This window comes from Candidatus Arsenophonus triatominarum, assembly GCF_001640365.1.
In the GTDB taxonomy this organism is placed as follows: Bacteria; Pseudomonadota; Gammaproteobacteria; order Enterobacterales; family Enterobacteriaceae; genus Arsenophonus; species Arsenophonus triatominarum.
In genome coordinates, this window is record NZ_LWMI01000007.1 from 1 (window position 1) to 20,592 (window position 20,592).

The 20,592-nt window shown below is 38.0% G+C and carries 20 protein-coding genes and 9 pseudogenes; 12 read left to right on the plus strand and 17 right to left on the minus strand.

Annotated elements, in window-relative coordinates; translation table 11 throughout:
• The 9 genes and pseudogenes from AYJ55_RS04905 to AYJ55_RS04940 all read right to left on the minus strand — a co-directional run.
• A partial coding sequence (locus tag AYJ55_RS04905) for a hypothetical protein (RefSeq protein ID WP_162505333.1) occupies positions 1 to 227 on the minus strand: 227 nt, incomplete at its 3' end.
• Positions 228 to 247: 20 nt separating this feature from the next.
• Positions 248 to 700 (minus strand): Ig-like domain-containing protein, encoded by a 453-nt coding sequence (locus tag AYJ55_RS04910; RefSeq protein WP_187153176.1) that lies wholly within the window; start codon positions 698 to 700, stop codon positions 248 to 250.
• 30 nt (positions 701 to 730) lie between these two features.
• Positions 731 to 1,210, minus strand: a complete 480-nt coding sequence (locus AYJ55_RS04915) for an Ig-like domain-containing protein (protein ID WP_063654666.1) — start codon at positions 1,208 to 1,210, stop codon at positions 731 to 733.
• Positions 1,170 to 1,952: an Ig-like domain-containing protein gene (locus AYJ55_RS04920; RefSeq protein ID WP_063654668.1), complete on the minus strand. Its 783-nt coding sequence runs from the start codon at positions 1,950 to 1,952 to the stop codon at positions 1,170 to 1,172. The genes AYJ55_RS04915 and AYJ55_RS04920 overlap by 41 nt, the downstream gene beginning before the upstream one ends.
• On the minus strand, positions 1,924 to 3,345 hold the full coding sequence (locus AYJ55_RS04925) for an Ig-like domain-containing protein (RefSeq protein WP_063654670.1): 1,422 nt from the start codon (positions 3,343 to 3,345) through the stop codon (positions 1,924 to 1,926). The genes AYJ55_RS04920 and AYJ55_RS04925 overlap by 29 nt, the downstream gene beginning before the upstream one ends.
• Positions 3,342 to 3,524, minus strand: a complete 183-nt coding sequence (locus AYJ55_RS04930) for a hypothetical protein (protein WP_063654672.1) — start codon at positions 3,522 to 3,524, stop codon at positions 3,342 to 3,344. Before AYJ55_RS04930 ends, AYJ55_RS04925 begins: the two co-directional genes overlap by 4 nt.
• 155 nt (positions 3,525 to 3,679) lie before the next feature.
• Positions 3,680 to 4,183 (minus strand): Ig-like domain-containing protein, encoded by a 504-nt coding sequence (locus AYJ55_RS35605; protein WP_162505335.1) that lies wholly within the window; start codon positions 4,181 to 4,183, stop codon positions 3,680 to 3,682.
• A gap of 48 nt (positions 4,184 to 4,231) precedes the next feature.
• Complete coding sequence (locus AYJ55_RS04935; protein WP_074167930.1) at positions 4,232 to 4,420, minus strand: hypothetical protein; 189 nt, start codon at positions 4,418 to 4,420, stop codon at positions 4,232 to 4,234.
• A pseudogene (locus tag AYJ55_RS04940) lies at positions 4,410 to 5,378 on the minus strand (inverse autotransporter beta domain-containing protein). Before AYJ55_RS04940 ends, AYJ55_RS04935 begins: the two are co-directional and overlap by 11 nt.
• Positions 5,379 to 5,831: 453 nt before the next feature.
• Here AYJ55_RS04940 and AYJ55_RS32685 point away from each other — a divergent pair.
• Positions 5,832 to 6,746 (plus strand): annotated as a pseudogene (locus AYJ55_RS32685) (IS3 family transposase); the annotation flags it as partial.
• Between the two features lie 23 nt (positions 6,747 to 6,769).
• On the opposite strand, the gene AYJ55_RS25035 reads toward AYJ55_RS32685, so the two are convergent.
• Together AYJ55_RS25035 and AYJ55_RS04955 are read right to left on the minus strand one after the other, a co-directional pair.
• On the minus strand, positions 6,770 to 7,591 hold the full coding sequence (locus AYJ55_RS25035; protein WP_063654603.1) for an IS630 family transposase: 822 nt from the start codon (positions 7,589 to 7,591) through the stop codon (positions 6,770 to 6,772).
• 36 nt (positions 7,592 to 7,627) lie between these two features.
• Positions 7,628 to 8,000, minus strand: a pseudogene (locus AYJ55_RS04955) (transposase zinc-binding domain-containing protein); the annotation flags it as partial.
• A 355-nt stretch (positions 8,001 to 8,355) separates the two neighbouring features.
• Between AYJ55_RS04955 and glnA the strand changes: the two are divergent.
• The 3 genes from glnA to glnG all read left to right on the plus strand — a co-directional run bounded on the left by glnA (position 8,356) and on the right by glnG (position 12,587).
• On the plus strand, positions 8,356 to 9,765 hold the full coding sequence (glnA, locus tag AYJ55_RS04960; RefSeq protein ID WP_063654682.1) for a glutamate--ammonia ligase: 1,410 nt from the start codon (positions 8,356 to 8,358) through the stop codon (positions 9,763 to 9,765).
• A 346-nt stretch (positions 9,766 to 10,111) separates the two neighbouring features.
• A complete protein-coding gene (gene glnL, locus AYJ55_RS04965) occupies positions 10,112 to 11,146 on the plus strand; it encodes a nitrogen regulation protein NR(II) (protein ID WP_063654685.1) in 1,035 nt (344 codons plus the stop codon).
• A 16-nt stretch (positions 11,147 to 11,162) separates the two neighbouring features.
• Positions 11,163 to 12,587 (plus strand): nitrogen regulation protein NR(I), encoded by a 1,425-nt coding sequence (glnG, locus tag AYJ55_RS04970; RefSeq protein ID WP_063654687.1) that lies wholly within the window; start codon positions 11,163 to 11,165, stop codon positions 12,585 to 12,587.
• A 16-nt stretch (positions 12,588 to 12,603) separates the two neighbouring features.
• Here glnG and AYJ55_RS32690 read toward each other — a convergent pair.
• From AYJ55_RS32690 to AYJ55_RS31690, 5 genes and pseudogenes are all read right to left on the minus strand, one after another.
• Positions 12,604 to 12,759: pseudogene (locus AYJ55_RS32690) on the minus strand (IS3 family transposase); the annotation flags it as partial.
• Positions 12,760 to 12,817: 58 nt separating this feature from the next.
• Positions 12,818 to 13,519, minus strand: a pseudogene (locus AYJ55_RS04975) (integrase core domain-containing protein); the annotation flags it as partial.
• Positions 13,520 to 13,539: 20 nt separating this feature from the next.
• The gene (locus AYJ55_RS31680; protein ID WP_063654041.1) at positions 13,540 to 14,001 is read right to left on the minus strand and encodes an IS630 family transposase; all 462 of its coding nucleotides are present in this window, start codon (positions 13,999 to 14,001) and stop codon (positions 13,540 to 13,542) included.
• Complete coding sequence (locus AYJ55_RS31685; RefSeq protein WP_063654689.1) at positions 13,985 to 14,248, minus strand: IS630 transposase-related protein; 264 nt, start codon at positions 14,246 to 14,248, stop codon at positions 13,985 to 13,987. Before AYJ55_RS31685 ends, AYJ55_RS31680 begins: the two co-directional genes overlap by 17 nt.
• Complete coding sequence (locus AYJ55_RS31690; RefSeq protein ID WP_222703430.1) at positions 14,182 to 14,349, minus strand: hypothetical protein; 168 nt, start codon at positions 14,347 to 14,349, stop codon at positions 14,182 to 14,184. The genes AYJ55_RS31685 and AYJ55_RS31690 overlap by 67 nt, the downstream gene beginning before the upstream one ends.
• Before the next feature lie 45 nt (positions 14,350 to 14,394).
• On the opposite strand from AYJ55_RS31690, the gene AYJ55_RS28150 reads away from it, so the two are divergent.
• Positions 14,395 to 14,505: a transposase gene (locus tag AYJ55_RS28150; protein ID WP_245677292.1), complete on the plus strand. Its 111-nt coding sequence runs from the start codon at positions 14,395 to 14,397 to the stop codon at positions 14,503 to 14,505.
• A 23-nt stretch (positions 14,506 to 14,528) separates the two neighbouring features.
• Here AYJ55_RS28150 and AYJ55_RS28155 read toward each other — a convergent pair.
• Positions 14,529 to 14,666 (minus strand): annotated as a pseudogene (locus AYJ55_RS28155) (helix-turn-helix domain-containing protein); the annotation flags it as partial.
• 186 nt (positions 14,667 to 14,852) lie between these two features.
• On the opposite strand from AYJ55_RS28155, the pseudogene AYJ55_RS25045 reads away from it, so the two are divergent.
• The 7 genes and pseudogenes from AYJ55_RS25045 to rng form a co-directional block, all read left to right on the plus strand.
• Positions 14,853 to 14,978 (plus strand): annotated as a pseudogene (locus AYJ55_RS25045) (transposase); the annotation flags it as partial.
• 184 nt (positions 14,979 to 15,162) lie between these two features.
• A pseudogene (locus tag AYJ55_RS30510) lies at positions 15,163 to 15,300 on the plus strand (IS982 family transposase); the annotation flags it as partial.
• Positions 15,301 to 15,766: 466 nt separating this feature from the next.
• A complete protein-coding gene (gene mreB, locus AYJ55_RS04995) occupies positions 15,767 to 16,810 on the plus strand; it encodes a rod shape-determining protein MreB (protein ID WP_063655124.1) in 1,044 nt (347 codons plus the stop codon).
• Between the two features lie 103 nt (positions 16,811 to 16,913).
• Positions 16,914 to 17,903 carry a rod shape-determining protein MreC gene (gene mreC, locus AYJ55_RS05000; RefSeq protein WP_063654693.1) on the plus strand — a complete coding sequence of 330 codons (990 nt, stop codon included), beginning with the start codon at positions 16,914 to 16,916 and terminating at the stop codon, positions 17,901 to 17,903.
• Between the two features lie 42 nt (positions 17,904 to 17,945).
• Positions 17,946 to 18,434 (plus strand): rod shape-determining protein MreD, encoded by a 489-nt coding sequence (gene mreD / locus AYJ55_RS05005; RefSeq protein WP_063654695.1) that lies wholly within the window; start codon positions 17,946 to 17,948, stop codon positions 18,432 to 18,434.
• 119 nt (positions 18,435 to 18,553) lie between these two features.
• A pseudogene (locus AYJ55_RS05010) lies at positions 18,554 to 19,054 on the plus strand (Maf family protein).
• An 18-nt stretch (positions 19,055 to 19,072) separates the two neighbouring features.
• Positions 19,073 to 20,542, plus strand: coding sequence for a ribonuclease G (gene rng / locus AYJ55_RS05015; RefSeq protein WP_063654697.1), 1,470 nt, complete (start codon positions 19,073 to 19,075; stop codon positions 20,540 to 20,542).
• Positions 20,543 to 20,592 lie beyond the last annotated feature (50 nt).

The window sequence follows — 20,592 nt, forward strand, 5'->3', positions numbered from 1 at the left end:
AGACCATTCTTATACGTAATAACTATTTGACCAATAAAAACTCCTTCAACTACATATTCTACCTTATTTATATCCATATCAAGTTTTAAATCGGCTACTTTCCGAACTTCAACGTTTTCCCTTGACTTTTTTGTACCAAAATAATTATCTCCCACCGTCACCTCAAATGATTTTACATCATTCATATTTTTTACGTTTACAATATTCCCACCTGGACCGCCAGTCATTAATGTGTTTTCTGGTGTTCCTAATCGATCAACAATCCATCCCCCAGAAACACAAGACTATAGGTTGGCGGTTCGATTATATATTCATGTAACGTTGTATTTTGATCTCCATAAATAGGAGAGAACTTTTTTTCTTTTACGTTAATCGTTGATGTTACCATAAATTCAAATCCATCATGATTACCTTTAGCAGTAATAGTAGTAATTCCTGCGCTTTTTCCTGTTACTAAACCAGTATTATTTATAGTAGCAATATTTGGCTTACTTGAAACCCATTCAATCAGATCATTCTTCACAAATTCGCCTTCTTTATAGCTTTCAATATTGCGTGAGGGAATTAACTTGACCTTATACAGAAACGAGCCATTAACAATGATACTTCTATTTTTTTCATTAATTTCAAAAATCATATTTGATAAAATCAAAGTCAGTTTTTTACCCGACATCATTCCGATTGTCAGTAACGGATGCATGCAACATTGCTTGACCATCGTCATTGCTTATTAAAGAAAATTCAACTTTACCCGTTTATCCGTTCTTACTGTTGTCTCTTGTTTTTTATTATCAGCAAAATGACCTAGAGTCGTTGTAATCTTAACTGGAATATCTGCTAGCGCACTACCTTGCTTGTTTTTTACTTCTACAATAAATTTAACAGGAGTTCTACCATCTGCACTTGCATAATTTTTATCTAATTTATTATTTAATGAGGTAACATGTGCCGAACTTGTATCAGGGTCAAAAACTGTAGTTTCTTTTCTTCCTGCTTTATCAGTATTGGTAGTTGTTGCCGTTATAGTCACCGTTCCTGCTTTGTTACTTCTAAGTCTAAAAGTGGCCTGACCATTAGCATCTGTAGTAATTTTTCCATCATTTAAATTTTCAAATGTTCCTGTCCCTTCTGGGCTCTGACTAATAGCGATTTCATTTTTGGGAACAAGATTACCGTTTGCATCTTTCACTGTTACGGTAAATATAAACAACATCAGAGCCATTCGCTGTTGCTCTATTCTTATCTGCTGTTAGACTGGCAATACTTGCGGTGCTGCTATCAGCTTTAAAACTGACATCGCTAGTTTGCTGTTTATTAGACTGAGTATGAGTAACAGTTACTGTCGCATTGCCTGATTTTTTGCTCTCTAACGTAAAAGTAGCTTTACCGTGCTGATCTGTTTTAACAGTTTTAGGATTTAAATCACCTAAAGTGGTTTTGATATTCAACTGATGATTGATAAACGGATTACGGTTTCCGTCTTTGATTGTTACGGTAAATGTAATGACATCAGAGCCATTCGCTATTCCGCTATCTTTATCATTTTTTATCGCTATGGTTGCTGTACTATTATTGGGCTCAAAGTTAACTACCTTTTCTTTTCCCGTTGTATCGGTATCGTTAACTGCTGTTACGGTCACATTTTCTGCTTTGTTACTTCTAAGTCTAAAAGTGGCCTGACCATTAGTATCTGTTGTAATTTTTCCATCATTTAAATTTTCAAATGTTCCTGTCCCTTCTGGGCTCTGACTAATAGCGATTTCATTTTTGGGAACAAGATTACCGTTTGCATCTTTCACTGTTACGGTAAATATAATAACATCAGAGCCATTCGCTGTTGCTCTATCCTTATCTGCTGTTAGACTGGCAATACTTGCGGTGCTGCTATCAGTTTTAAAACTGACATTGCTAGTTTGCTGTTTACTAGACTGAGTGAGTAACAGTTGTCGCATTGCCTGATTTTTTGCTCTCTAACGTAAAAGTAGCTTTACCGTGCTGATCTGTTTTAACAGTTTTAGGATTTAAACCACCTAAAGTGGTTTTGATATTCAACTGATGATTGATAAACGGATTACGATTTCCGTCTTTGATTGTTACGGTAAATGTAATGACATCAGAGCCATTCGCTATTCCGCTATCTTTATCATTTTCTATCGCTATGGTTGCTGTACTATCATTGGGCTCAAAGTTAACTACCTTTTCTTTTCCCGTTGTATCGGTATCGTTAACTGCTGTTACGGTCACATTTTCTGCTTTGTTACTTCTAAGTCTAAAAGTGGCCTGACCATTAGCATCTGTTATAATTTTTCCATCATTTAAATTCTCAAATGTTCCTGTCCCTTCTGGGCTCTGACTAATAGCGATTTCATTTTTTGGAACAAGATTACCGTTTGCATCTTTCACTGTTACGGTAAATGTAATGACATCAGAGCCGTTTGCTGTTGCAGTTCCTTTATCGACGTTTAGGCTGTCAATATGAGCGGTATGACTATCTGCAATAAAACTAACTCTCTTATTAGCCTCCCGTTGAGGGGTACTTTCATATTGTGCACTTACCACCACATTATCAACTGCTTTTGTTGTGCTGGTTAGTCTAATTTTGGCTTGACCATTAGCATCAGTTTCACTAGTTTTTGGCAAAATAACAGCATTGTCTTTATCTTGATACCAACTAATCATCTTATTTGATATCTTTATTAGATTACCATTATCATCTATTAATTGTGCGGTATAGGTAAAATACTGACTACCATCTGCTATCTTTGTCGTTGTAGCATCATCAAGTTTTATACTACCTATTCTCGCGGTACTGATATCGGCAATAAAACTAACTCTCTTATTAGCCTCCCGTTGAGGGGTATTTTCATACTGTGCACTTACCACTACACTATCAACTGCTTTTGTTGTGCTGGTTAGTCTAATTTTGGCTTGACCATTAGCATCAGTTTCACTAGTAGATGGCATGTTAACATTCGTGTTTTTATTTAAGTGCCAATCGATAACTTTATCAGCTATCTTTAATAGATTACCGTTTTTATCTACCAATTGTGCGGTATAGGTAAAATACTGACTGCCATCTGCTATCTTTGTCGTTGTAGTATCATTAAGCTCTATACTACCTATTTTCGCGGTACTGATATCGGCAATAAAACTAACTCTCTCATTAGCCTCCCGTTGAGGGGTATCTTCATACTGTGCACTTACCATTACATTATCAACGGCTTTTGTTGTGCTGGTTAGTCTAATTTTGGCTTGACCATTAGCATCAGTTTCACTAGTAGGTGGCACGTTAACATCCGTGTTTTTATCTTGATGCCAACGAATAATCTTATTTGCTACTTTCACTGGATTACGTTTTTATCTACCAATTGTGCGGTATAGGTAAAATACTGATTGCCATCTGCTATCTTTGTCGTCGTAGTATCATCAAGCTTTACACTGCCTATTTCCGCGGTACTGACATCTGCTAAAAAAGTAATAATTTTTTCTGTATTAGAACCATTAATATTGGCTGTGATTTTCATTTGTCCTGCTTGCTCACTGACAATACTAAAATCGCTTTACCATTATTGTCGGTAGTAACATTACGGTTTTGGGAATTGCTTCATTGCTCGCGGTAAATTTGACTATAACGTTCGGCACTTCATTACCATACTTATCGGTAACGACGGCTTTTACCTTATTTTCCGGCTCGACCATTTGCTATTTGATTATCAGTGATAACTTCTAAGTTACTGTCTTTTATTTCAGCTGTGTTTTCATCCGACTCAAAATTAATAGTAGCACTTTTATGATTTCCATTGTCCATCGTTGCTGTAATGCTACCTTTACCGGCAGTTTTACTAAAAACTTCAATGAAGGATTTTCCATTACTATCTGTTTTAACGGTGAGTTTTTTATTATCAATATGACTACTAGAAGATAATGTTGCGCCGGATTCACCATTAATTAAATTCAGCCCACTTATCTCAAAAGTAATGTTTTCATTACTAAGTGGCTTTCCTTTTTTATCTTTGATCTCAGCTGTAACAACATACCTATCTTTATTATTTGCTGTGAGAGTTTTTCCTGGTGGTGTAATAATTAAATTTGTACTAAAGTCGTTTGTAGATCGAATACTCCGAATAACTGTTGTGGCTTTATTTGACTCATTATGGTTTTTATCAATACCTACTGCGCTGATATAATATTCTTTTGAAAATTCGAATAAGGTGGTAAGATAATTTGCGCTTCAGTCTGTGAAATTTTTTTGAATTCTCCCCCCATCAGTGGAAAAGTGATGGTCCACAATCCACTTTATATCTTTTAAACCATACTTTGTTTTATTGACCTTAACATTGATTGTCTTTATTTCTTTAGCTTCACCAATTATCTCTTTAGGTAAAGCAATATTTATTAATTCTTGTTTACTATATTGCATCACGAATATCATAATTTCGGTCGACAAAATCATACTTATTACCAACGAGACTACGCATTATATCAACAGAATCAGGATCTAATTGTTGTTGAAGTGATACCCCCAAAACGATAGTTCACATTCATGCTAATTTTTGTATTATTCTGATCACCAATTGAATGTTCCCCTCTGAAGGTTAACAGGGGATAGGCGCGTAAATTATTCCTAAACTTAAAGCTTGTGGATAATCATTTAATTGGGTTGGATCAAGGTTAGCGTGACGATCGATGCCTTTACCAAAATATTTTTCATATTTAACACTACCGCCAAATTGAGGGTACTTTGGCAAATAAGCTTCAGCGCTAACGTCAAAACCTGTTGCAGGACGTTCATCATAATCATCCATGCGTGATAATTTTGATTGATGCGATTGAGTCAAGCCAAAATAACCATTTACAGCAAGTTTAAAATAATCTGTCCACGTTTCACCACCAATTCCTAAACGCGCATTACCTCCGGTAATGTCATAATCATAAAAAGTATTAACACCATACATCAATTTTTTCCAATATTGGCGATATCCTAAACCGAGGTTTACCGTATTTCTTTCAGCATTATTTCTGAGTCCTAACTGGCTAAAAAGAAGACTGTTTTCCTTATCAATAATAGGTAATAAAAAATCGCCCGAAATTTTAGTATCTGTATTAAAAGAAACACGGGCCTTACCATATTGGTTTAACCAACCGGTAATTCGTTGATTAACTAATCCTAGGCCAATATTCTTTGCATAGCCAATAGAAGTCTCTAATGGATCCTTGTTTAGAAGAATATTACTCACCTGAGTAACTCCTGAAGCTATTTTCTTATCAAATGTATCCTCTTCTTTTGGATCGAAATTAGAACTGTCTAAATCAGGTAAAATAGATTTTACTCTCGTATTTTTTGCGTCATCTTTTTCAACTACCTCAATTTCTGGCATTTCCAGAGGATAATTTTCTGGACTTAAATTTTCAAAGGGAGTTAACGGATAAGATTTTTTAGTTGGTTGTGATGAATAGGCAATATGTGGTAATATGATGTAAAAAAATTGCAAAAAAATCAATCCCCAAATTATTTTTTTTCTTTCAAAATAAGAACTCAAAATATGTTATATCCTTTAACAAAGTTTATTATTTAAAATTAAAACCAAGCATCATCCTGAACTAGAGGTTAACTTATGACATAACCCAATGATTAATCAATATTGAGCAGGTTTCGAATATATCTAAATTTTTTTAGAACTAGACTAACGTTTTTAATAGATAAATGATTCAATATATGAAGAAGAGAAACTACAAAAAATCGCTCCATTGGGCTATTGTAGTGGCATACTGAATTTGGCCACCTAAAGTTGAGGTGATATACTTACCTCATAATTTTTATAGGTGCCAAAATGAGTAAAACATATACTGCGGAATTTAAATGTGAAACCGCCCAATTAGTCCTTGACCAAAATTACACCTACCTGGAAGCAGCGAAAGCGATGAATGTAAGCCTTTCAGCTATACGCCGATGGGTAAAAACACTTCTTTTAGAACGCGAGGGGAAATCTGCGCCTGGGCTGCCATTAACACCGGAACACGTTGAGCTCAAGCAAATGAAGAAAAGAATTCAACGCCTTGAAATGGAGAATGACATCTTAAAAAAGGCTACTGCGCTCTTGATGTCGGACTCACTAAAAAATTCTCGGTAGTTGAAAAGTTAAGAGCGCTTTATCCGGTAAAAGCATTGTGTCGTATTTTTAGTATCCACCGAAGCAGTTATCGCTATTGGTGTCGGCCGAAGGCTCCAGATGGTAAAACGTAGCTTGGAAAAGTCAGTGGCGGGTCCGCTGGCGCCACAATGGTTACCAATACACTCAGGGTTAAACTTGGCCGTTGGTTGGCAGGTAATCTGGTGAAATCGTTAAACCTTGTCAGTTGCCAAACGAAAAAACATCAATACAAACGGGGAGGAGATGAGCGCGTTGATATTCCCAATATTCTCAACAGATAATTTGCTGTCACCCGACCTGACCAGGTTTGGTGTGGCGATGTAACCTATATTTGGACAGGTGCCCGATGGGCGTATCGGGCGGTAGTAATGGATTTATTCGCCCGAAAACCCGTGGGTTGTGCAATGTCATTTTCGCTAGATTCAGAATTAACAAGTAAGGCACTACTAAATGGCTTGGGAACTGCGTGGTCATCCCAAACCGGTCATGTTTCATAGTGACCAAGGAAGCCATTACACCAGTCGTCAGTATAGGCAGGCATTGTGGCGTTATCAGATGACCCAAAGCATGAGCCACCGAGGAAACTGTTGGGATATAGCTAGGCGACTTAATTTTGATTACAGCATATGTATTAAAAACAGGTCATCGATAGTGCATCCTGTTTCCATCTTTTTACGTTTAGCTTGAGACCATTTATGTTCTATAGGATTTAAATCTGGTGAATACACAGGCAAATATTCTATCTGGTGTCCTGCGTTTATAATTGCCTGTTCAATATTCTTACCTTTGTGAAAGCTAGCGTTGTCCATAAAAATAACAGAATTTTCAGGAAGTTCTGGGAGCAATATTTTTGTGATCCAAACATAAAAAACATCACGATTAATATTGCAATCAAATAATCCGATAGCAAAAAGGGTTGTTCCCAATAAAGCGCCAATAACATTTGTTCTTCCCTTAGCACCCCAGTTTTTCAGGCCAAAACAACGGTGACCTTTTGGGGAATAGCCGTGAGTTCGTGGAGTGTCATGTGAAAAACCACTTTCATCAATAAAAACAACAGATTTATCTTTTTTTTCATACTGTTGTCTTTTTTGCTGATGTGCCAGCCTGTCGCTTTCGTTGGTTTTTGGATGGAATAGAGTTTTTTTATAGGTTAATCCCAGCTTTTTAAGGGATTGCCAAATAGTCTTTTTACAAACACCGAATCGCTCTGCCCGTTCCTTTTGGTAAGCATCTGGATACTGTTCCACATCTTTTGCTAAAGCATTTTTATCGAGCTTCCTCTTACGTGGCGTTGAATTTTTTGGCTCTGGTCGTTTAAGCCAACGTACTAAAGACGCTTTTCCAATACGGAATTGTTTCGCAGTTTCTCGAATTGTTAAACCTTCGGCTTTCCTTACAGATATTACTTTACGTCGAAAATCAATTGTATAACTCATAACACACCTTGTAATCAAAATTAAGTCGCCTAGCTATATCACATCAGCGGCTAATCGATTCATTTCACCGAGAAGCCAACGGTTGGCGCGAATAATAGGCCAATATTCACAAGGCATGGTAAAAGTGATGTGCTGCCAAGGAATTTCGGGTAACCAAGCTAGCGTATTGTTAATCCATTGTAGGCAAGCTTTGACGCCACAATGTGGGCAGCTTCGACTTTTGCAGGTAAATTTAACCCGTTTCTCAGAATTACATTGAGGGTCAGGACAGCGCCAAATTGACCACCCCATAAGCGAAGTGCCGCTTTACCATAGTTTCCATCACAACAGTGCCGACACTATCAGGGGGTTGACGATTAAGCCAATTGAGCCAGCGTTGACCAAATTGAAAAACATGACTAAAACGCGGTTACATAAAAGGGACCAAAAGATTGAGACAATAGGTATCCGGGTTATACCAGTACTAACAAGCAATGACAAGTCGTCGCCATAGGCGACCATCTTGAAAAAATAAACCACTAAATAGGGAATAAAATAAGACCAGCTCTATCTTTTTTCGATTACTGCACCATGATTGTGCTTTGATAGCACCAAATTTGCATAAAAACAGTGCGATTTATTATTCGATTTATGATTATTTACTAATAAATCATTCAAAAAGCATTTATTATCAGTTATAAAAAATTGGCATGATTTTCGCTTAATAACTATAGTAAAACTTTTTGGCGCTATGTTCAAAATAGGATCCAATCAGGAGAATCTTTATGTCTGTTGAGCATGTTTTATCCATGATCAAAAAGCACCATGTTAAATATATTGATCTACGCTTTACCGATACCAGAGGTAAAGAACAGCATATCACTATCCCTGCTCACCAAATTAACCAAGATTTCTTTGAAGAAGGTAAAATGTTTGACGGTTCATCAATTGCCGGTTGGAAAGGAATTAATGAGTCAGATATGATGCTTATGCCTGATCCAGAGACGGCAGTATTAGATCCTTTTTTTAGTGATTCAACCCTAATTATTCGCTGTGATATCCTAGAACCCCACACTCATCAAGGCTACGAACGAGATCCACGTTCAATTTCTAAACGCGCCGAAAATTTCTTACGTAGTAGCGGTATTGCAGATACGATATTATTTGGACCTGAACCTGAATTCTTTGTGTTTGACGATATTCGTTTTGGTAACAATATTTCTGGTGCTTATTATCATATCGATGATGTTGAAGCAGCCTGGAATTCTGGCGCACACTATGAAGATGGTAATAAAGGTCATCGGCCAAGCGTTAAAGGTGGTTATTTTCCTGTCCCTCCCGTTGACTCTTCACAAAATATGCGCTCCGCTATGTGTTCCACCATGGAGAAAATGGGATTAATTGTTGAAGCACACCACCATGAAGTTGCCACCGCAGGCCAAAACGAGGTTGCTACCCGTTTTAATACCATGACTAAAAAGGCCGATGAAACACAAATATACAAATACGTGGTGCACAATATTGCTCATTCTTTTGGTAAAACAGCAACATTTATGCCAAAACCACTAGTGGGTGATAATGGCTCTGGTATGCACTGTCATATGTCACTGGAAAAAAATGGCAGCAACTTGTTTGCCGGTGATAAATATGGCGGGCTATCTGAAATGGCACTTCATTATATTGGCGGTATTATTAAACATGCGCGAGCTTTAAATGCCTTTACTAATCCATCCACCAACTCTTATAAGCGTCTGGTGCCAGGTTTTGAAGCACCAGTAATGTTGGCTTACTCCGCACGTAATCGTTCAGCTTCTATTCGCATTCCAATCGTTGCTAATCCTAGAGCATCACATATTGAGGTTCGTTTCCCAGACCCGGCTGCCAATCCGTACTTAGCCTTTGCGGCACAATTGATGGCAGGTCTCGATGGAATTATTAATAAGATTCATCCGGGTGAAGCAATGGATAAAAATTTATATGATTTACCCGCAGAAGAAGCACAAGAGATCCCAACCGTTGCCAGTTCACTGGAAGAAGCACTACAGGCATTGGATGCTGATCGGGAATTTTTGAAACGGGGTGAAGTCTTTACTGATGAAACGATCGACGCTTATATCAACTTATTAAAAGATGATGTTCAACGTATTCGGATGGCACCTCACCCATTAGAGTTCGAAATATACTACAGCGTTTGATAAGCCATTCTCCGCTGAGTATTTTTGTTGTGTTGTAATATTTACCTCATCTTTTGATGAGGTTTTTTCTGTATAATAATTGAACAAAAACCCTTGGTTTATACTCAAATATGTTAATCACGAGTTTCGCACAGGCATATAAAATTCCAGAAATGGCTTAAAAGCAATGGTTAATTTGCAAGTTACTAAAACGTATAAATTTGTTTAAATTACAATAAGTTGCTTTTAATTTATAAGATTTTGTCTATTTATATATTATGCTGAATTAAACTTAAAAATAGAGCGTTTTTTTATTGGTGCGAAACTCGTGTTAATATGCACTAAAAAGGTGCAGGAGTAAGACCAAGTGAAAATTGATAATTTACCAATTGGCGATCATATTTTAGATTGTTTATTGCATAATATTCTATTACTCGATAATGAATTCATCATCCATTACGCTAATCATGCTAGCCGCCAATTTTTTTTAGCTAGCCCAAGAAAATTACTAGGTACACCGCTACCGGTACTGTTTGATTATTGTTCGCTTAATATGGATTTAATGCAAAAAAAAATAAAAAAAAATCTAAGCTTTACCGATAATGACGTTACTCTGGTTATTAATAATCACTCTTATACCGTGACTACCAGTGCGCAGTCCATTTCACCATGCTTTATTTTGCTAGAATTTTCGCCAATCAATCACCATCGCCGTTTAGATCAAGAACAATCATTACAAAGCGCATCACGTGAGTTAATCCGTACTTTAGCTCATGAGATAAAAAACCCATTAGGTGGTTTACGTGGAGCAGCTCAGCTGTTAGCCAAAACCCTTTCTAATTCTAATCAGTTGGAATATACCCAAGTTATTATTGAGCAAGCCGATCGCTTGCGTAATTTAGTTGATCGTCTACTTGGGCCCCAACATCCTGGCGCAAAAACAAAACAGAATATTCATCAAGTTGTTGAGCGTACCTACCATTTAATATCACTGACGCTACCGAAAAATATTAAACTAATAAAAGACTATGATCCCAGTTTACCTGAGTTTCCACACTATCCCGAACAAATTGAACAGGTATTACTCAATTTAAGCCAAAACGCGATACAAGCAATGGAAGAAAACGGCGGAACCTTGACTATACGGACCCGCACCGCATTTCAAGTGACATTACATGGAAAAACGTATCGACTTGCTGCCCGGATCGATATTGAAGATAATGGTCCAGGCATCCCGTCACAGATACAAGATACGCTGTTCTATCCAAGGGTCAGTCATCGTAAAGGTGGCAATGGTTTAGGACTCTCAATTGCACAAAATATTATTGACCAGCATGCTGGCAGGATCGAATTTTCCAGTTGGCCTGGCCATACACAATTTTCGATTTATCTTCCTATATAAGAATTAGGTAACTGATATGCAAAAAGGTAAGGTGTGGATCGTTGATGATGATAATGCCATTCGTTGGGTTTTAGAACGAGCGTTAAATAATGCTAGCATGGAATGTCGGAGTTTTGAAGATATTCAAAGTGTACTGGCTGCATTAGAGAAAACCTGTCCGGATGTTTTAATCTCTGATATCCATATGCCAGAAAACGATGGATTATCATTACTGACACGACTTAAACAAAGTCATCCTAAATTACCAATTATTATTATGACTGCCCATTCAGATCTCAATACCGCAGTTAATGCCTATCAACAAGGTGCTTTTGATTACTTGCCAAAACCTTTCGATATTGACGAAACGATATCGTTGGTTGAACGCGCACTTAATTATTATCGCAATCAACAACCGAGTAGCGGATCAAATTCTTTTCCGACCGCTCCTGTCACCAAGATTATTGGTGAAGCACCAGCCATGCAGGAAGTTTATCGAATTATCGGTCGCTTATCCCGCTCCTCGATTAGTGTACTTATTAATGGCGAGTCAGGCACTGGTAAAGAGTTAATTGCGGATGCACTTCATCGCCATAGTCCTAAAGCAGCTGGGCCTTTTATTGCGCTAAATATGGCAGCTATCCCTAAAGATCTAATTGAGTCTGAGTTATTTGGTCATGAAAAAGGCGCTTTTACTGGCGCCAGTCAGGTCAGGCAAGGGCGCTTCGAGCAAGCGCATGATGGTTCACTTTTCCTCGATGAAATTGGTGACATGCCACTTGATATTCAAACCCGCCTTTTACGCGTATTGGCTGAAGGCCAGTTTTATCGGGTTGGTGGTTATACACCGATTAAAGTTGATGTCCGTATCATTGCCGCAACCCATCAATGCCTTGAGCAACTAGTACAAGAAGGAAAATTTAGAGAAGATCTCTTTCATCGCCTCAATGTCATCCGCATTCCGCTTCCACCATTGCGTGAACGGACTGCAGATATTCCACATTTGGCCTGCCATTTTTTACGCCAAACAGCACAAGAACTTGGCGTTGAGAGCAAAATTTTGGCGCCACAGACAGAAACTATCTTAATGTCTTTACCTTGGACGGGTAATGTACGCCAGTTAGAAAATGTCTGTCGTTGGCTTACAGTGATGTCTTCCAGCCAAGTAATATTGCCGCAAGATCTGCCAAGCGATTTGCAACAAAATCAACAATTTCTCTATTCACCTAAAAAGAAACCTGCGGCAAATAACGAAATATGGCTTGATCCACTTGCCAATTGGACAAAAACCGCACTCGAAAATAATAAACAGGATTTACTACAGGAAGTTTTACCGCAGATTGAACGTACAATGCTTGAATGCGCTTTAATCCATACCAAAGGTCATAAACAAGAAGCCGCTCGCTTACTCGGCTGGGGGAGAAATACTATCACTCGTAAATTGAAAGAATTTGGTATGTAGTGGCATACTGTAGTGGTCAACTAAAATTGGCCACCCTACCTGACTGTTCACGGAACAGTCGCTCTGATTCGTTTGGCGTTAATCCACCGTTATACCAGTGAGGTCTTATATCGCTATAGTAGTGGGTTATGTAGCGAATAATGGCTGACTGAGCAGTACTAAAGCTTTGGTAGTGTAGTAGCTCAGACTTAATCTGACAGTTACCGGTTATTTATACAGTACCTGTCAGGTTAAATTTGATTTAAATCTTTCTCTCTCCAAAGTTGTTTTCCATCGTGTAAAGTTGCCATAGGAGTTCGACCGCAACACATTTTTCCTTGATGAGTGCGTTGGTTATTATATTCCGCTAACCATTTATCTAAATCAGCTTATAATTCATTTAAAGCCCTATAGATTTTCTTACGAAAAGCCACCTGATAGAACTCTTGTAATACAGTTTTATGAAAGCGTTCACAAATCCCATTAGTTTGAGGTGAACGAGCTTTAGTTTTTGTATGATCAATATCATTGATAGCGAGATAAAGTTGATAATCGTGATGTTCAACTTTACCACAATACTCACTGCCTCTGTCCGTCAGTATACGTAACACCGGTAACCCATGCTGGGAATAAAAAGGGAGAACCTTGTCATTTAATAAATCTGCCGCCGTTATCGCGCTTTTTGTTGTGTAAAGCTTACAATGAACGACTTTACTGTAAGTATCAATGTAAGTTTGTTGATAAACACGACCAACGCCTTTTAAATGACCGACATAAAAAGTATCTTGTGAACCCAGATAACCTGGATGCGCTGTTTCAATCTCACCACAGGCTTCATCATCTTGCGCTTTCTTTTCTAGAGCACTGATTTGTGATTCTGACAGGATAATTCCTTCTGTTGCGATTTTATCTTCAAGCGCTTTTAGGCGTTTTGTAAAATTTTCGAGATTATAGCTAGGCGACTTAATTTTGATTACAGCATATGTATTAAAAACAGGTCATCGATAGTGCATCCTGTTTCCATCTTTTTACGTTTAGCTTGAGACCATTTATGTTCTATAGGATTTAAATCTGGTGAATACACAGGCAAATATTCTATCTGGTGTCCTGCGTTTATAATTGCCTGTTCAATATTCTTACCTTTGTGAAAGCTAGCGTTGTCCATAAAAATAACAGAATTTTCAGGAAGTTCTGGGAGCAATATTTTTGTGATCCAAACATAAAAAACATCACGATTAATATTGCAATCAAATAATCCGATAGCAAAAAGGGTTGTTCCCAATAAAGCGCCAATAACATTTGTTCTTCCCTTAGCACCCCAGTTTTTCAGGCCAAAACAACGGTGACCTTTTGGGGAATAGCCGTGAGTTCGTGGAGTGTCATGTGAAAAACCACTTTCATCAATAAAAACAACAGATTTATCTTTTTTTTTCATACTGTTGTCTTTTTTGCTGATGTGCCAGCCTGTCGCTTTCGTTGGTTTTTGGATGGAATAGAGTTTTTTTATAGGTTAATCCCAGCTTTTTAAGGGATTGCCAAATAGTCTTTTTACAAACACCGAATCGCTCTGCCCGTTCCTTTTGGTAAGCATCTGGATACTGTTCCACATCTTTTGCTAAAGCATTTTTATCGAGCTTCCTCTTACGTGGCGTTGAATTTTTTGGCTCTGGTCGTTTAAGCACGCTTTTCCAATACGGAATTGTTTCGCAGTTTCTCGAATTGTTAAACCTTCGGCTTTCCTTACAGATATTACTTTACGTCGAAAATCAATTGTATAACTCATAACACACCTTGTAATCAAAATTAAGTCGCCTAGCTATATTTGCCTGTGTATTCACCAGATTTAAATCCTATAGAACATAAATGGTCTCAAGCTAAACGTAAAAAGATGGAAACAGGATGCACTATCGATGACCTGTTTTTAATACATATGCTGTAATCAAAATTAAGTCGCCTAGCTATAACAAGTTCCTGGTAGCGATAAAACGTATCTCGGGATACCCCCATAATCTTACAGGCTTTTGAGACGTTATTAAGCTCTTCAGCGAGGTTAAGTAACCCGACTTTATGTTTGATGATAGGATTATTTGTTTGATACATAGAATTACCTTTTATTTAATTATCTAATGACGTTAATTAAAACCGGTAACGCTCTTTTTTAAATCAGAATTGTCGGATTAAGTTAAGACTAATACAAATTATTTTACTCATTTCGGCACCTATAAAAATTATGAGGTAAGCATATCACCTCAACTTAGGTGGCCAAATTTAGTATGCCACTACAATTCTACTCCGATAGCTGTGTGTGATAACTTACGGATCCGGATCCGCCGGCATAAAGTCTTCGATGGGATAGCTGAACGAGGAAAAACCTCAACAGGTTGGTTCTTTGGTTTCAAACTTCATGTAATTCACGAGTTTCGCACAGGCATATAAAATTCCAGAAATGGCTTAAAAGCAATGGTTAATTTGCAAGTTACTAAAACGTATAAATTTGTTTAAATTACAATAAGTTGCTTTTAATTTATAAGATTTTGTCTATTTATATATTATGCTGAATTAAACTTAAAAATAGAGCGTTTTTTTATTGGTGCGAAACTCGTGTCAGATAGCGCATACGCGGCACCGCTCTCCTGCTAACTTTGTAGTGAATTTATTAGCCGGGCGGGTTGCATATTGTTTAATTCCATCTAAACCAAAGATACCTGTGGCAAGAACATATCTTCAAGCATAATTGATAATGCTTATTCCGAACTCAGGTTATAAATAATAACGTGCAGAATTAATACTTACATTTAAATTATTTTTTATTGCTACTTTAATAACGTATTAACATGGCAGGCTTTTATACTTTAATATAATATTAAAAAGCGAATTGACCTTGCTTTGAAGCATATGTCAACTAATAATTATGTAGTGTCATATAAACTTAATACAGTGGTATATTTTAATCTAAAATAGTTAATTTTCTTGTTAGAAAGTTTTATATTAAGTGCATTAAGTGATTTTTATGAAGGTGTTGTTTACTTTATACTGTAATTGATTGATAGAGAATAAGCAGTAGTAGTGGTTTTTTGTATTGTAAAAAATTAGCCACTTTTTATTGAAGCGATTTAATTAACTCCTTGTCGTCGCTTCATGTGGTTGGTAAAGTAGACGGATTTTCATTCGTTTCCAGCTTGCAGGATTATCCTTTCGTTATGTTTAAAAAAATTCGTGGCATGTTTTCCAACGACTTGTCTATTGATTTGGGTACCGCCAATACTCTCATCTATGTCAAAGGACAAGGTATTGTGTTAGACGAACCGTCAGTTGTCGCTATTCGTCAAGATCGCGCAGGCTCACCTAAGAGCGTTGCTGCTGTAGGTCATGAAGCAAAACAGATGCTAGGCCGGACGCCAGGTAATATCGCGGCTATTCGTCCAATGAAAGATGGCGTGATTGCTGATTTTTATGTTACTGAAAAAATGTTACAGTATTTTATCAAACAAGTTCATAGCAATAGCTTTATGCGTCCAAGTCCACGCGTCTTAGTTTGTGTACCTGTTGGTGCGACCCAGGTAGAACGCCGTGCAATCCGAGAGTCAGCACTTAGTGCTGGCGCTCGCGAGGTTTTCTTAATTGAAGAACCCATGTCGGCTGCAATTGGTGCTGGTTTGCCTGTTTCCGAAGCAACGGGTTCAATGGTGGTTGATATTGGTGGTGGAACGACAGAAGTTGCTGTTATTTCATTAAATGGTGTTGTTTATTCGTCATCGGTACGTATCGGCGGTGACCGGTTTGATGAAGCGATCATTAATTATGTTCGTCGCAATTATGGTTCATTAATCGGTGAAGCTACTGCTGAGCGGATTAAACATAAAATCGGTTCTGCCTATCCTACAGATCAAGTTTACGAAATTGAAGTGCGCGGCCGTAATTTGGCTGAAGGCGTACCACGTGGTTTTACACTTAATTCTAATGAGATACTTGAAGCATTACAGGAACCTTTAACCGGTATTGTTAGTGCGGTTATGTTGGCTTTGGAACAATGTCCACCAGAATTAGCTTCTGATATCTCTGAACGTGGTATGGTGTTAACTGGTGGTGGCGCGTTGTTGCGTAATTTGGATCGTCTATTAATGGAAGAAACAGGCATTCCCGTTATTGTTGCTGAAGATCCGCTAACTTGTGTTGCACGCGGTGGTGGCAAGGCATTGGAAATGATCGACATGCATGGTGGTGATCTGTTTAGTGATGACTAGACGTTAACCAATAGAAGGAGGAACTTAAGGATGGTGCTCCTCCTTACTTTATGTATAGTGATGTTAATGTTTAACGTTTATTTATTTTTTATCAAAATAACTCATGAAGCCGATCTTTAGTCGAGGGCCATCCCTACAATTACGTATTATTATTGCGATCGTTGTTGCAATCGCGTTGGCTGCTTTTGATCGTCAATTTGATACTTTTAATAAAGTACGTAGTTATTTAGACACGGCTGTTAGTCCTTTTTATTTTTTGGCAAATGGTCCGCGAGAACTGCTTGATAATATTTCAGATGCATTGGCGAAAAGAGATCAACTTCTTTTTGAAAATAAAGCATTGAAGAAAGAGGTTTTACTAAAAAAAGCAGATAATTTATTACTTGGACAACTTAAACAGGAAAACGCTAGATTACGTGAGCTATTGGGTTCACCTCTACGTCAGGATGAACACATGATGGTTACTCAAGTGCTTTCAGGTGCGAATACACCTTATCGAGATCAAATTGTGATTGATAAAGGTTTACATGATGGTGTTTATGAAGGCCAGCCTGTTATTAGTGATAAAGGTGTTGTTGGACAGGTTATAGCAGTGAGCCAGTTTAATAGCCGTGTTTTACTGATTTGTGACACAACGCATGCATTACCTATACAAGTATTACGTAATGATATTCGGGTTATAGCAGTGGGTACAGGATGTAGTGATGATCTTCAACTTGAATCTTTACCAGATAATATTGATATACGTATTGGTGATGTAATAGTTACTTCTGGTTTAGGCGGGCGTTTTCCTGAAGGTTACCCAGTTGCGACTGTTTCTTCCGTAAAACATGATACCCAGCGCGCTTATACGATTATCCATGCACGGCCTACCGCAGATTTACAAAGACTACGCTATCTTTTATTGCTATGGGGAAACTCTAGCGATCCTTCTCATCCTTTACCTCCATCAGAAGTATATCGCGCAGCAAATGAACGTTTAATGAAGATTCTGCCCCAGGTGTTTCCTGGCCCAAACAAGCTTCAAGGGCCACAGCTACCGTCAACAGAAATGAAAAAAAATGTCGAGCAACCTCCTTTGGTCGCTCAGTAGGAATTGCTACCGTGAAATCAAGGCAACTAAAGGAAACATAAAATGGATCAATACCGTGGAAATGGGCGGTGGATCATTTGGCTGTCCTTTTTAATTGCAATAATCCTAGAGCAAGAGCCCTGGCCTGAGCAGTTTATTTATTATCGCCCCACATGGTTAGCATTAATTTTAATTTATTGGGTTATGGCTTTGCCGCATCGAGTTAGTGTAGGCACAGGATTTTTTTTGGGGATCTTTATGGATCTGATCCAAGGTTCAGCTCTTGGTGTACATGCATTAGCTTATAGTATGATTTGTTATTTGGTATCGTATAAACATCAGCTTCTTCGTAATATGGCACTGTGGCAACAATCCCTTGTTATTGCTGGATTATCAGTGGTTATGAATTTTACGATCTTCTGGGCGGAGTTTCTTTCCTCTCTAGTATTATTTCATCCCGAAGTATTCTGGAATTGTTTGATTAATGCCATCTTGTGGCCTTGGATGTTTTTATTATTGCGCAAAGTTAGACGCCAGTTTTTAGTTCGTTAAAAATGGGCAGCCAAGTGTCTATTTTTTCTGAGAGTTTTTCTATGGTAAATAGAATTTATTTAGCGTCAGCTTCGCCAAGAAGGCGTAAGTTAATTGAGCAGCTAGGATAGTTATTTGACATTATTCTCCCTGATATATCTGAATTATGGTATGAAGGAGAGACACCCAGTGAGTATGTTATTCGCTTAACATGTGAAAAATCTCAGGCGGGTGTTGATATGGCAGAGAAACCCTACCCAGTGTTGGGTGCGGATACTATTGTCGTAAATGACGGAAATATTTTGGGTAAGTCTAAAGATGAAAACCATGCTGCACATATATTAAGATAACTTTCAGGTAAAACACACCAAGTGATGACTGCAATCGCGTTCTCGGATAAGCGAAAGACATTGTATGATTTAATTGTCACCAAAGTGACATTGCGGCAATTAACAAATAAAGAAATCGATCAATATATCTTGTTGGGTGAACCGATGGATAAGGCAGGAGCTTATGCTATCCAGGGTAAAGGTGGCTGTTTTGTTAAGCGGTTTGTCGGAAGTTATCACGCTGTAGTAGGGTTACCGTTAGTTGAAACAGATGAATTATTGACCAAGCTTCTGGCGTTAAATAAGTGTTAAATAATAGGAAGGAGAGCTATGGTAGCTGAACTATTAGTCAATGTAACCCCCTCTGAAACACGGGTGGCTTATATTGGTGGTGGGGTGTTACAAGAAATTCATATTGAGCGTGAAGCTAAAAGAGGCATTGTAGGTAATATTTACAAAGGTCGTGTGAGTCGAGTCTTGCCCGGTATGCAGGCGGCCTTTGTTGATATTGGCTTGGAAAAATCCGCTTTTCTTCATGCCTCAGATATTATGCCTCACACCGAGTGCATTGCCGGCGATGAACAAAAAAACTTTCATGTACGTGATATTGGCGAATTGGTTCGGCAAGGGCAAGATATTATGGTACAGGTGGTTAAAGATCCGCTAGGAACAAAAGGTGCTCGTTTAACAACGGATATCACATTACCATCCCGTTATCTGGTTTTTATGCCGGGCGCTTCTCATGTCGGCGTTTCCCAAAACATTGAAGGTGAAGAAGAACGAGAACGTTTGAAAAATATTGTTGAGCTATTTTGTGATGAAAATGGTGGCTTTATTATTCGTACTGCGGCAGAAGGAATCGGTGATGATGAACTGGCTCAAGATGCCGCTTTCTTGAAGCGTTTATGGGCTAAAATTGTTGAACGTAAAAAACGTCATAAGTCTCGCATGCAGATTTATGGTGAACTGGCTTTAACATATCGTATCATTCGTGATTTTGCCGGTGCTTCATTAGACCGGATCCGTGTTGATTCAAACCTGACTTTTATTTCATTAAAAGATTTTATTGATGAATATGTGCCTGAAATGACAGTAAAACTTGAACTGTATCAAGGACCATTACCAATATTAGATTTGTATGATGTTGAGAAAGAGATCCAGCGTGCTTTAGAACGTAAAGTTGAATTAAAATCAGGTGGTTACCTCATCATTGATCAAACTGAAGCAATGACCACCATTGATATTAATACTGGTGCTTTTGTTGGTCACCGTAACCTGGAAGAGACCATTTTTAATACCAATATTGAAGCGTCACAAGCTATAGCGAGACAGTTAAGGTTACGCAATTTGGGCGGTATTATTATTATCGATTTTATTGATATGCTTGATCCTGAGCATCGTCGTCGTGTTTTGGCATCGTTGGAACAATCATTATTAAAAGATCGGGTTAAAACCACCATTAATGGTTTTTCTCAACTAGGATTGGTCGAGATGACACGCAAAAGAACACGTGAAAGCCTTGAACATGTTCTATGTGATAAATGCCCGACTTGCCAGGGTAGAGGAACAGTAAAATCGGTAGAAACAGTCTGTTATGAAATTTTACGGGAAATTGTTCGTATAAATCGTACTGTCGATGCCAATCGTTTCTTAGTATATGCTTCAGCTGCGGTTGTTGAAGCATTAAATGGTGATGAATCTCATATATTGGCCGAAGTAGAAATTTTTGTTGGCAAATCTGTCAAAGTCCAAATTGAGTCACTGTATAGTCAGGAACAGTTTGATATCGTTATGATGTAGTTATGATAGTGGTTAGATTACCATTGTAGTAACTTCTTTTGGAAGGAGAG

Excerpts from the sequence above, each read along its gene's own strand:
- rng (WP_063654697.1), top strand. The coding sequence starts at position 19,073 with ATGGTAGCTGAACTATTAGTCAATGTAACCCCCTCTGAAACACGGGTG.
- glnA (WP_063654682.1), top strand. The coding sequence starts at position 8,356 with ATGTCTGTTGAGCATGTTTTATCCATGATCAAAAAGCACCATGTTAAA.
- mreC (WP_063654693.1), top strand. The coding sequence starts at position 16,914 with ATGAAGCCGATCTTTAGTCGAGGGCCATCCCTACAATTACGTATTATT.
- mreB (WP_063655124.1), top strand. The coding sequence starts at position 15,767 with ATGTTTAAAAAAATTCGTGGCATGTTTTCCAACGACTTGTCTATTGAT.
- AYJ55_RS25035 (WP_063654603.1), bottom strand. The coding sequence starts at position 7,591 with ATGAGTTATACAATTGATTTTCGACGTAAAGTAATATCTGTAAGGAAA.
- AYJ55_RS04920 (WP_063654668.1), bottom strand. The coding sequence starts at position 1,952 with ATGCGACAACTGTTACTCACTCAGTCTAGTAAACAGCAAACTAGCAAT.
- AYJ55_RS04910 (WP_187153176.1), bottom strand. The coding sequence starts at position 700 with ATGCATCCGTTACTGACAATCGGAATGATGTCGGGTAAAAAACTGACT.
- AYJ55_RS31690 (WP_222703430.1), bottom strand. The coding sequence starts at position 14,349 with ATGAGTTATACAATTGATTTTCGACGTAAAGTAATATCTGTAAGGAAA.
- AYJ55_RS31680 (WP_063654041.1), bottom strand. The coding sequence starts at position 14,001 with ATGAAAAAAAAAGATAAATCTGTTGTTTTTATTGATGAAAGTGGTTTT.
- glnG (WP_063654687.1), top strand. The coding sequence starts at position 11,163 with ATGCAAAAAGGTAAGGTGTGGATCGTTGATGATGATAATGCCATTCGT.
- AYJ55_RS04930 (WP_063654672.1), bottom strand. The coding sequence starts at position 3,524 with ATGAAAATCACAGCCAATATTAATGGTTCTAATACAGAAAAAATTATT.
- AYJ55_RS04935 (WP_074167930.1), bottom strand. The coding sequence starts at position 4,420 with ATGCAATATAGTAAACAAGAATTAATAAATATTGCTTTACCTAAAGAG.
- mreD (WP_063654695.1), top strand. The coding sequence starts at position 17,946 with ATGGATCAATACCGTGGAAATGGGCGGTGGATCATTTGGCTGTCCTTT.